Raw genomic sequence first — 10,407 nt, forward strand, 5'->3', positions numbered from 1 at the left:
TCGGGATGGGGCTTGCCGGTTTCGCCGTTTATATGGTGAACCAGTATATGGAAACGCAAGCATCCCAATTGGAGCGCGAACGCCAGAGGTCTGCAACTGCAATTCGGACCGTGGACATCTACGCGCCCTCGCGGTCGCTGACATATGGTGACCTGCTGACAATAGATGATATAAAAGTCATCAAATATGCGCGCGATTATTTGCCCGAAGGCGTGTTTGAGACCGAGGAAGCACTGTTCCCGGACGGCCTGAACGTGCCGCGCGTGGTCCGCATCCCTATGCAAGCGAACGAACCGATCTTGAACGCCAAAGTGACAGAGGCCGGGGCACCTCAGGGTATTACCGCGCTGCTTGATCCCGGAATGCGGGCCTTTCCGCTGCCAAATAACATGACCCAAGCCTTCGCAGGCGATCTACGAACTTCTGATCTCATCGACCTTTATTGGGTTGGTAGCGTGAATCGTGGGCAAAATATTTCGCGCTTGGTGAAAAGCCAGCTTGAGATTATTGCGATGGGTGAAGCGGATGGCCGCGGCCGAGGTACTGGCGTAATTCTCCAGGTGTCGCAGGAAGACTTTGCAGATCTGCAAGTGCTCCAGTCAGCAGGAACACTTTCACTCACGCCGGTGGGCCGTAACGATATCGAACCCGGTGATACAACGATTGAAACCAACATCCGTGATGTACTTGGAATTGTGGAAGAGGTGCGTGCACCGGAGCCAGAGATCGTCGAGGATGAACGCTGCTTTGTCACCCAGCGCAGTGGCACCGAACGCATTCAGGTCGAGGTTGAATGCGCCAACTAATTTGGGCAATTCTCTAACTTGACGATATCTATCTTGTGCCCCGCTAAATCTTGTGTGGGGAGCAAGAACATACACACGGCCTAGCAAGTGTTGCGTTTAACCCACATTCGCTCCGCCCTCCAACACCTTGATTATTGCAATAAATATGGTTGTGCCTCATGGTCGCATCATCATGGGCGGGAAGACCCGTTAAAACGAGGCGTGATCGGAGAGGCAGGTCACTTATGAAATATGACAAATTCTTAAAGGCAGCTATTGCTGGCTTAACGTTGTCGCTAACTGCGGCAGCACCGAGTATTGCACCGGCCGAAACGTTGCGCGTTCTGCGCGGCGCGGCGTCCAGCGCACTAAGCGTTCCGATGAGTCGGGCCGTTGTCGTGGAGAGCGATGTACCCTTCACTGAACTTTCAATTGCGAACCCTGGCATTGCGGATATTTCGTCTTTGTCGGACCGCACAATCTACGTTCTGGGTAAAGAACCCGGGCGCACCACGCTAACCCTTCTGGGTGAGAACGGGCGCCTGATTACGAACGTCGAAGTGCATGTTTCCCCTGATATGGCAGAATTCAAAGAGCGTCTGACGCAAATTCTGCCCGGCGAAAACATCGAGGTTCGCACCGCGAACGACGGTATTGTTCTCTCTGGCACAGTGAGCTCGATTGCGCGTCTTGATCGCGCACTTGATCTTGCGGAACGCTACGCACCCGAACGCGTATCGAACCTGATGACCGTCGGTGGTACACAGCAGGTGATGCTGAAAGTACGTTTTGCAGAGATGCAGCGTTCGGTCAGCAAAGCGCTGTCTTCTTCGCTTTCCCTAAGCGGTCTGGGCTTCGGTGACGATGTTGGCATTACCGGCGGTACAAACCGCACAGTTGGCCAAGCCGCAATCAACGGAGCGCTCGCCAACACTGTTCCCGCTTCAAACTCGAACAACGGCGCGTTTGTCTTTGGGTTTGGTGCAGGTAGCCTCGAAGTAGGTATCCTGCTTGAAGCCTTGGAAACACGGGGTGTTGTACGGTCTTTGGCAGAGCCAAACCTGACAGCGCTCAGCGGGCAGGAAGCGACATTCCTTGCCGGTGGTGAATATCCGGTCCCATCTTCGAATGACGGCGGAACGATCTCGATTGAATATAAGCCGTTCGGTGTCGAGCTTAGCTTTATTCCACGCGTGATTGATGGCGACATCATCAATCTGGAACTTAGTGCTGCGGTATCGGCGATTGATCCTTCCAGCGGTTTTCAGGCAAACGGCTTCTCTGTCGATGCTTTCAGCCGCCGCGAAACATCGACCACGGTTGAAATGCGTGATGGCGAAAGCTTTGCAATTGCCGGGCTGCTCTCAGATGACTTCAACGACTTGAACGGTCAGGTTCCATGGATCGGGGATATTCCTGTCCTTGGCGCATTGTTCAGAAGCGCTGAATTCTCGCGTCGCCAGACAGAGCTGGTGATTATCGTGACGCCACACCTTGTCTCACCGACACGGGGCGAAGCGTTGGCCTTGCCAACGGATCGTGTGCGCCCACCCACCGAGCAAGGGCTCTTCCTATTCGGCCAAGTGGCCCGGACAGGTGGTCCATCTACAGGTGGTGCAGGCGAAGTGGCACGCCAGGACTTTAGCGGGTCCTACGGCTATGTCCTTGACGAATGATTGGAGCGTAAGTCGATGAAATATATGATTACAGCAGCCATCGCGGCCGCAACACTGGGCGCCTGCTCATCCGCTGACAGGCAAATCGCAGCCGCTTCGTTCTTTACTGAGGCAGGGTCAACCATCGACTCTGGTGATTTTGGCGAAGCCACGATGAACAACCGGCTGGTTCAGACAGGTGCACAGGATTACACGATCAATCTTGCGCGTCGTTTTGCGGCCGATGTGAACACGACGATTAACTTTGCATTCGACTCGACAGTTCTGGACGCCGATGCGCGGGCAACGCTGATGCGACAGGCAGATTGGATCCGTCAGTTCCCAGAAGTCCGCTTCAAAGTCTACGGCCATACTGACCTTGTTGGTAGCCAGAGCTATAACCAGTCACTTGGCTTGCGCCGGGCACAAACCGTCGTCTCGTTCCTGGCGTCGCAAGGGATTGATCGTAGCCGACTGGAAGCTGTCGTATCGTTTGGTGAAACACAGCCGCTTGTTGTGACCGAAGGCCGCGAGCGTCGTAACCGTCGCACGGTCACAGAAGTTACAGGATTCGTTGAAAACGATCCAATGCTTCTGAACGGCAAATACGCCGCGGTGATCTTCCGCGAATATGTCGCAAGTGCCACTCCGGCAACAACGACTGCGACAGACGGCCTATAAAAACATGCGCCCACGCGCTTCGTTGACGCCGGATTCTTTATCCGGCGTCAACATTTGACCAAAGAATTGCAAATCGTCGCAAATATCTGCACAGTCGAGCTGATTTGGTCCTATTATCGACAAATTTCCCAGTAATGATTGGACCAGAAGTTGGTTTTATTGCCATGGTTTAGGCAAACCTAGCCGGTATGGTAGGTGAGTCTTACTACTGGCTGGTGATTTTGAGTGAAATTAAAGTGATGGGGACATCAAGAAGATGAGTACAAGCCCGGTTGTCCAAAGCGATCCGCCACAAATCGTGGCGTGTACGATCAGTCGTGACGTACAGAACTTTGATCTTTTAATCGAAGACATGGAAGCGGCATTGGGCGATGCATGGGGTGACCTCAGTTTTGAGGATGCCATCACATTCCTCGGTCAGCCAGAAGCACGGGGTCTGCAGTTTGTCACACTCGCCATGGATGCCGAGGACGAAGACAATCTTTCAATAATCTCCGAGGTCATAGCGACCGCCAAAGCGGCTTCGGTGAAAGTGATCCTTATCGCAGAAGATGTCAGCCCAACCGCGTTGCACCAGCTTTTGCGCGAAGGCGGCGACGAATTTGTCCCCTACCCTCTTCCTGAAAATGAATTGGCCCGCGCAATCGAACGTGTGCTGACCAAGCAGGAAACACCCGCACCGCAAAGCGGTGAAAAAGGGTTTCAGGTCAGCGGTGACCGTTCGGGGGTCATCATCCCTATTCATGGTCTCGCAGGCGGGACCGGCGCCACCATGCTGGCTGTCAATCTTGCCTGGGAGCTATCGAACATCGACAAGAAGGACCCGCCAAAGGTCTGCCTGCTCGACCTCGACTTTCAGTTCGGCTCAGCCTCGACATATCTTGACCTGCCCCGACGCGAAACTGTTCTTGAACTGCTGACCGACACCGCAACGATGGATGCGGAAACGTTCATGCAGGCGACGCTCACCTATGGCGATAAGCTGCATGTGCTGACAGCGCCGATGGACATGATTCCGCTCGACATGATCACGCCAGACGACATCACGCGCGTGATCCAGATGGCCGCCAGCAACTTTGACTATGTCATCATTGATATGCCTTCAACGATGGTTGAATGGTCCCAGACCGTACTTGAAATGGCACATGTCTATTTCGCGATGATTGAGCTTGATATGCGCTCCGCGCAGAATACACTGCGCCTCAAGCGCGCGTTGCAGTCCGAAGATTTGCCGTTCGAGAAGATCCGCTTTTTGCTGAACCGCGCGCCCGGGTTTGCCGATATGAATGGAAAAAGCCGTGTGAAGCGCCTTTCCGACAATCTTGGCATTTCTATTGAGGTCCAACTGCCCGATGGCGGCAAACCTGTTGTGCAGGCGGCCGATCACGGCGCACCGATGGCTGAAACCGTGCCGAAAAATGCCCTGCGCAAAGAAATTATGAAGCTCGCGAAGTCGATCCATGATGTCAACCAAGCAGATACAGCCGAAGCGAATGCTTGAGAGGTAACGCTATGTTTTCCAAATATAAAAAACCAACTCTACCAAAAGATGCTGCCGCGGTCACGCCAACCGCCCCTTCCAAGGTTGACGTTGCAACGGTTCCTGTTGCAAAGCCAGATGACGGGCGCAGGCCGATGCACAAAACAACCCAGGCAAGACGCCCGGGTGAAGTGGCCCCGATGGACAAGGAAAAGCGCCGGAAGGAGCGTTTGGGTGAGATCAAACTGGAGCTTCACAAGGCCCTGCTTGACAACCTGAACCTTGCCGCACTTGAAACCGCCTCCGAACAGGAGTTGCGCACAGAAATCAACGCGATCGCCAACGAAACCCTTGAAGAAATGGGGATCGTGCTGAACCGTGATGAGCGCCAGACCCTGAGCCAGGATCTCTTCTTCGAAGTGACTGGTCTTGGTCCGCTGGAAACACTGCTCAAAGACGAAACGGTGAACGATATTCTGGTCAACGGCCCGCAACAGATCTTTGTGGAACGTGACGGACGACTGGAGCTGACAGACATTACGTTCAAGGACGAACGGCACCTGTTGCGGATTATCGACAAGATCGTGTCTGCGGTCGGCCGCCGCGTCGATGAATCCAACCCCTATGTTGACGCTCGTCTTGCCGATGGCTCGCGTTTCAACGCGATGGTTCCACCGATTGCGGTGGATGGCTCGCTTGTTTCCATTCGTAAGTTCAAAAAGGACAAGCTTGGTATCGAAGAGCTTGTCAAGTTCGGTGCCTTTACCGAGGAGATGGCAGCTTATCTTCAGGCGGCAGTGTCCACCCGCCTCAACATTATCGTTTCCGGTGGTACGGGTTCGGGTAAAACCACAACACTAAACGCGCTGTCCGGCTTTATCGACGACGCAGAACGGATCCTGACAATCGAGGATACGGCGGAACTGCAGCTGCAGCAAACGCACGTCGGCCGCATGGAAAGCCGTCCTCCCAACGTGGAAGGCAAGGGCGGTGTTTCCCAGCGTGACTGTCTGAAAAACGCCCTGCGGATGCGCCCCGACCGCATCATCGTCGGTGAGACGCGTGGCGAAGAAGTGATCGACATGCTGCAGGCGATGAACACCGGCCACGATGGATCTATGACCACGATCCACGCCAACAGCGCGCGCGATGGTGTGTCACGTCTGGAAAACATGATCGCGATGGCCGGTATCGAAATGCCGATCAAAGCGATGCGCAGCCAGATTTCTTCGGCTGTGAACCTGATCGTGCAGGCCTCACGCTTGCAGGATGGTTCGCGGCGCATGACTTCCATCACCGAGATCACTGGTATGGAAGGCGACGTTATCTCGATGCAGGAAATCTTCCGGTATCAGCGTGTGGGCCTTACACCTGACAACAAAATCATCGGTCACTTCACAGCGACCGGTGTCCGCAGCCACTTCTCCGAGCGCTTCAAGCTTTGGGGTTATGATCTACCACCTGCCATCTTTGAACCGATGGTCGCGGAGTAAACGACATGATTTCAGTCGAACCACTTATCTATGTCCTGATTTTTGTCGCCGTTCTGGCGCTGGTTCAGGGTGCCTACCTTGTCATTTTTGGCAAGTCGATAAGCATGGACGGCAAGGTGAACCGCCGTCTGGATATGCTCGACAAGGGTGGAAGTCGCGAACAGGTGCTGGACCAACTCCGCAAGGAGATGACCCAGCACATGAAGTCGCAGAGTATTCCTATTTACTCTTTGCTGGCTGATCGCGCACAAAAGGCCAATATCGCATTCACACCGGTTCAGTTGATGCTGATGATGGTTGTTCTGAGCGGTGTGTCATTTGCTCTTTTGACTGTCATGACAGAAGTCGGCGTCCCAATCCGCGCACTTGTTGCGGTTTTGATGGGGATCGGGAGTGTTTACGTCTGGGTGAACAGCAAGGCCAACAAGCGTATGAACATGCTTGCAGAGCAACTGCCGGAAGCAGTTGAACTGATGGTGCGTTCGCTACGCGTGGGTCATCCGTTTTCATCCGCCGTCGCCATTGTTGCGCGCGAAGTGCCTGACCCGTTAGGCACTGAAATGGGCATGATTTCAGACGAGGCCGCCTATGGTCGCGATATGGGTGAAACGCTCAAGGCAATGGCGGAACGGCTCGACAATCAGGACATGCGCTTTCTGGCGGTTGCAGTGACGATCCAGCAAACGTCAGGTGGTAACCTTGCCGAGATTCTGGACGGTCTGGCCAAGGTGATCCGCGCACGCTTTCGCCTGTTCCGCCGCGTTGCCGCGATCACGGCTGAGGCGAAATGGTCCGGTAACTTGCTTTCTGCTTTCCCGATTTTGGCACTGCTTGGTATCAACCTTGTCAAACCCGACTATTATGATGAAGTCATGACAAGTCCGCTTTTCATTCCCGCTGTTCTCATCGTGGTTGCATTCCTCGTGGTGAACCTCATTGTGATGCGGGCCTTGGTTAATATTAAGGTCTGAGGGGGCCCGGATGGAAAATATCCAAACACTGATCACCGACATGCTGGGGCCATACGGTCCTTTGATGATTGTCGGTTTGCTTGGCGTGTTTCTTATTCTGGTGACACTCCCTGTCTTGCTGAAGCGCGAAGTTGACCCTCTTGACCGGATCAAGGCGGCGAACACGTCGCCCGACGCCGGAAAAAAGGGTAAAGGCAAGCAACTGCGCTCGGCCTCTGGTAAAGACAAGCTTGAGAAATACGCAAACTTTCTCGAACCGCAAAACGCTGACGAATACTCTGCAATCAAACTGAAATTGCTGCAGGCAGGTTACCGTGGCAAGAACTCGGTTCGAATTTACAACTTTCTGCAATTCGCCTTGGGGATCTTTGGTCTCATCTGCGGTGGCGCTTATACACTCCTCCAGATGACAACAGGCGTCGAAGCCACGACCCAGCAACTCGCGATGTGGATCTTGATTCCTGGCGGTTTCGGTTACGTCATGCCAAAATACTGGGTGACACGTCGCCAGCAAATGCGCCAGGAAGCTATCATAAACGCGTTCCCTGACAGTCTTGATATGATGCTTGTCTGCGTCGAAGCGGGCCAATCGTTGGATCAGTCCATCATCCGCGTTGCACGCGAGCTGAAATCCGGCTTCCCTGATCTGGCTGACGAGTTCGAGATTGTGAGCCAAGAATCTAAAGCCGGTAAAGACAAAAACACGGTTCTCAAGGATATGTCCGATCGCTGCGGCGTTCCGGATATTGCCAGCTTTGTTACTGTGCTGGTGCAATCTTCGCAGTTTGGTACGTCCATCGCTGACGCGCTACGTGTCTATTCCGCAGAGATGCGCGACAAACGCGTGATGCGCGCCGAAGAAAAAGCCAACAAGCTGCCAACAAAAATGACGCTTGCAACCATGATGCTGACCGTGCCGCCGCTGATGGCAATGCTGATTGGCCCCTCAATCTATGCGATCGCCGTCAACCTAGGCTAGGAGGCTAACCCGCCATGAAGCTACGGCCGCTTGGTATTGGCCTCGTAATGCTATCTTTGGCCGCCTGCGCGACAGGCGGCCTTAATCGTTCTCCGGATGGCGTATTTGCGCCCGGTGTCGCCCGTGGTGAAAGTGCAGATGGCCTGATCGTTGGCCACCGCCTCATGGCGGCGGGTGAATATGAACTTGCTCTGAAAGCCTATAACCGTGCTGCCGCACAGCAGGGCCTGAATGTCGATACGATGTCCGCTATCGGTTCGGCCAACCTTAATCTGGGGCGTTTGGGACAGGCCGAACGCTGGCTGCGCCGCGCTGTTGAAGAAGACCCGACATTCCCGCCTGCCTGGAACAACCTGGGTGTCATCTTGATGGAAAGGGGCAATGTCAGCGAAGCAAGCGAGGTTTTCCGTCGCGCATTTGCCGCGGATAACGGAAATTCGGATGAAATCCGCGACAATTTGCGCTTAGCACTCGCAAAATTGGAAAATCCGATCAATACTGATGAACAAGAATATCAGAACTTCAATCTGATCCGGCGCGGTGCAGGTGACTTTGTATTGATGTCGGAACCACTATAGGCAAGAGCAGCAAGAGGACGCAGAAAAATGCGCCACCCAATTATACTGACGCTTTTTGCGGCAACCATCGGGTTGTCCGCGTGTGATCAATCCGGCGAGGCACAGGTCGAACGTGCCATGCAAGATATCAACGTTGTCGACGAAACCAACCTCAACGATGTGATGCTGACGGTCGGAGACCCTGATGAGGCGGTGCGCTATTTCGCCAACGCCAACGCTAATGACCCCGGACGGATCGACCTACAGCGCGGCTTGGCAAAGTCACTGATCCGCGCCAAGCGACCGACAGAGGCTATCACAGCATGGCAGGCTGTTGTCGCAAACGAAGATGCGACGAACACCGACCGCGTTGAACTGGCCGATGCATTCATCCGCGCAAACCAGTGGGACGAAGCGGCGGCGACGCTCAATACCGTGCCCCCGACTTATGAGACATTCCAGCGTTACCGGCTTGAGGCAATGGTCGCAGATAGCCGCCAGCAATGGGAGAAGGCAGACAGTTTTTATGAGACAGCAGTGGGGCTAACGACACGCCCTGCGACAGTTTACAACAACTGGGGTTTCTCCAAGCTGACACGGGGTGACTTTGCCGCCGCCGAGCGCCTTTTTGGTGACGCGCTACGTTTCAATAGCAACATGTTCACCGCCAAGAACAACCTTGTGTTGGCCCGTGGTGCACAGCGGAACTATGCGATCCCTGTTATCCCGATGACCCAGACCGAGCGCGCGCAGTTGATGCACACAATGGCACTTGCCGCGATCAAGCAAAACGACATCACGATCGGCAAATCGCTGTTGAATGACGCGATCAATACGCACCCCCAATATTTCGAAGAAGCCGCCCGCGCTTTGGAAGCTCTCGAAAACAACACTGGCAACTAGGCGCGATCAGGAATGACAGCCAACGCAGCCTTCTGGTTTCTTCCAGCCGTCATTCCGCTGGCATTGTTCATTTCATGGAACGACATGCGTGACATGAAGATCACCAATAAAACGGTGGCTGTCATGCTTGTCGTTTACGCGGTGCTCGGGCCTTTTGCCTTTGGATGGGAAATGTACCTGTGGCAATGGCTGCATTTTCCCGTCGCCTTGGTGGTCTGTATGTCGCTTTGGGCCCTGCGTGTCATGGGCGGCGGAGACGCCAAACTCATCGCTGCGATGGCCCCCTTCTTTGTCATGTCAGATATCGACGTGATCTTACGTGTTTTCGCAGCCAGCCTTTTGGCGGCATTGGTTGTGCACACATTGTTTCGCCTGACACCGCTCAAACGGCCTGTCGCAGGGTGGAAAAGTTGGAATGCCGGTCGGTATTTCCCGAAGGGCTTCCCGTTAAGCATGACGCTTGTACTATATCTTGTGCTCGCTGCAGTTTATCTCTGAAACTCAGTCAATGCCTTGGACAGGCACATGTTTATCCACTATTTTGCCATAGTTTCCACTACACTCGTCGGAAACTGCCGCTGAGTCTGCGGCCAGGATATGATTTTGATGGGCGGGACCTGATATGAATGTGCAAACAAACGGTGTAATGGCGCCCCCGGCGCCGCGCAGCCTCGAAGCCATGCTTTTGCCAATGGCGATGATGCGCGATATTTTGATCAAGACGATGTTCCGCATGAACCTTGATCTGGTCTCGACAATCAGCCGCGCAATCTGTCTCCCGATCCCTGTCACGCAGGAACTTGTCGATATGGCGCGTGGTCAGCTTTTGCTGGAAGCAACAGGCACACTGAACGCCAATAGCGGAAACGAAATGGGCTATCAGCTGACCGACGCAGGCCGCGC

The 10,407-nt window shown here is 54.2% G+C and carries 10 protein-coding genes and 1 pseudogene; all 11 read left to right on the top strand.

The genetic code is table 11. The features are described from left to right. The coding region (gene cpaB / locus VGP75_RS08670; RefSeq protein WP_327543276.1) for a Flp pilus assembly protein CpaB at window positions 1-806 on the top strand (806 nt) is incomplete at its 5' end. Between the two features lie 224 nt (window positions 807-1,030). Continuing rightward, window positions 1,031-2,461 carry a type II and III secretion system protein family protein gene (locus tag VGP75_RS08675; RefSeq protein ID WP_327543277.1) on the top strand — a complete coding sequence of 477 codons (1,431 nt, stop codon included), beginning with the start codon at window positions 1,031-1,033 and terminating at the stop codon, window positions 2,459-2,461. Window positions 2,462-2,476: 15 nt separating this feature from the next. Then, window positions 2,477-3,121 carry an OmpA family protein gene (locus VGP75_RS08680; protein ID WP_327543278.1) on the top strand — a complete coding sequence of 215 codons (645 nt, stop codon included), beginning with the start codon at window positions 2,477-2,479 and terminating at the stop codon, window positions 3,119-3,121. A 256-nt stretch (window positions 3,122-3,377) separates the two neighbouring features. Beyond that, complete coding sequence (locus VGP75_RS08685; RefSeq protein WP_327543279.1) at window positions 3,378-4,622, top strand: CpaE/TadZ family protein; 1,245 nt, start codon at window positions 3,378-3,380, stop codon at window positions 4,620-4,622. An 11-nt stretch (window positions 4,623-4,633) separates the two neighbouring features. Further along, entirely contained in the window at window positions 4,634-6,094 is a 1,461-nt protein-coding gene (locus VGP75_RS08690; protein ID WP_327543280.1) for a TadA family conjugal transfer-associated ATPase, read from the top strand. A gap of 5 nt (window positions 6,095-6,099) precedes the next feature. Then, window positions 6,100-7,065, top strand: a complete 966-nt coding sequence (locus tag VGP75_RS08695) for a type II secretion system F family protein (protein WP_327543281.1) — start codon at window positions 6,100-6,102, stop codon at window positions 7,063-7,065. Between the two features lie 10 nt (window positions 7,066-7,075). Next, window positions 7,076-8,044, top strand: coding sequence for a type II secretion system F family protein (locus VGP75_RS08700; RefSeq protein ID WP_327543282.1), 969 nt, complete (start codon window positions 7,076-7,078; stop codon window positions 8,042-8,044). A gap of 14 nt (window positions 8,045-8,058) precedes the next feature. Next, the gene (locus VGP75_RS08705) at window positions 8,059-8,622 is read left to right on the top strand and encodes a tetratricopeptide repeat protein (RefSeq protein WP_327543283.1); all 564 of its coding nucleotides are present in this window, start codon (window positions 8,059-8,061) and stop codon (window positions 8,620-8,622) included. A 27-nt stretch (window positions 8,623-8,649) separates the two neighbouring features. Then, on the top strand, window positions 8,650-9,504 hold the full coding sequence (locus tag VGP75_RS08710) for a tetratricopeptide repeat protein (RefSeq protein ID WP_327543284.1): 855 nt from the start codon (window positions 8,650-8,652) through the stop codon (window positions 9,502-9,504). Window positions 9,505-9,516: 12 nt separating this feature from the next. Then, window positions 9,517-10,002, top strand: a complete 486-nt coding sequence (locus VGP75_RS08715) for a prepilin peptidase (protein ID WP_327543285.1) — start codon at window positions 9,517-9,519, stop codon at window positions 10,000-10,002. 124 nt (window positions 10,003-10,126) lie between these two features. Next, window positions 10,127-10,407: pseudogene (locus tag VGP75_RS08720) on the top strand (ATPase); the annotation flags it as partial.

The organism is Yoonia sp. (assembly GCF_036007805.1).
Taxonomy (GTDB): Bacteria; Pseudomonadota; Alphaproteobacteria; order Rhodobacterales; family Rhodobacteraceae; genus Yoonia.

Bases quoted from the DNA above. Each gene is read 5' to 3' on its own strand.
- VGP75_RS08680 (WP_327543278.1), top strand. From the start codon at position 2,477: ATGAAATATATGATTACAGCAGCCATCGCGGCCGCAACACTGGGCGCC.
- VGP75_RS08695 (WP_327543281.1), top strand. From the start codon at position 6,100: ATGATTTCAGTCGAACCACTTATCTATGTCCTGATTTTTGTCGCCGTT.
- VGP75_RS08690 (WP_327543280.1), top strand. From the start codon at position 4,634: ATGTTTTCCAAATATAAAAAACCAACTCTACCAAAAGATGCTGCCGCG.
- VGP75_RS08710 (WP_327543284.1), top strand. From the start codon at position 8,650: ATGCGCCACCCAATTATACTGACGCTTTTTGCGGCAACCATCGGGTTG.
- VGP75_RS08700 (WP_327543282.1), top strand. From the start codon at position 7,076: ATGGAAAATATCCAAACACTGATCACCGACATGCTGGGGCCATACGGT.
- VGP75_RS08685 (WP_327543279.1), top strand. From the start codon at position 3,378: ATGAGTACAAGCCCGGTTGTCCAAAGCGATCCGCCACAAATCGTGGCG.
- VGP75_RS08705 (WP_327543283.1), top strand. From the start codon at position 8,059: ATGAAGCTACGGCCGCTTGGTATTGGCCTCGTAATGCTATCTTTGGCC.
- VGP75_RS08715 (WP_327543285.1), top strand. From the start codon at position 9,517: ATGACAGCCAACGCAGCCTTCTGGTTTCTTCCAGCCGTCATTCCGCTG.
- VGP75_RS08675 (WP_327543277.1), top strand. From the start codon at position 1,031: ATGAAATATGACAAATTCTTAAAGGCAGCTATTGCTGGCTTAACGTTG.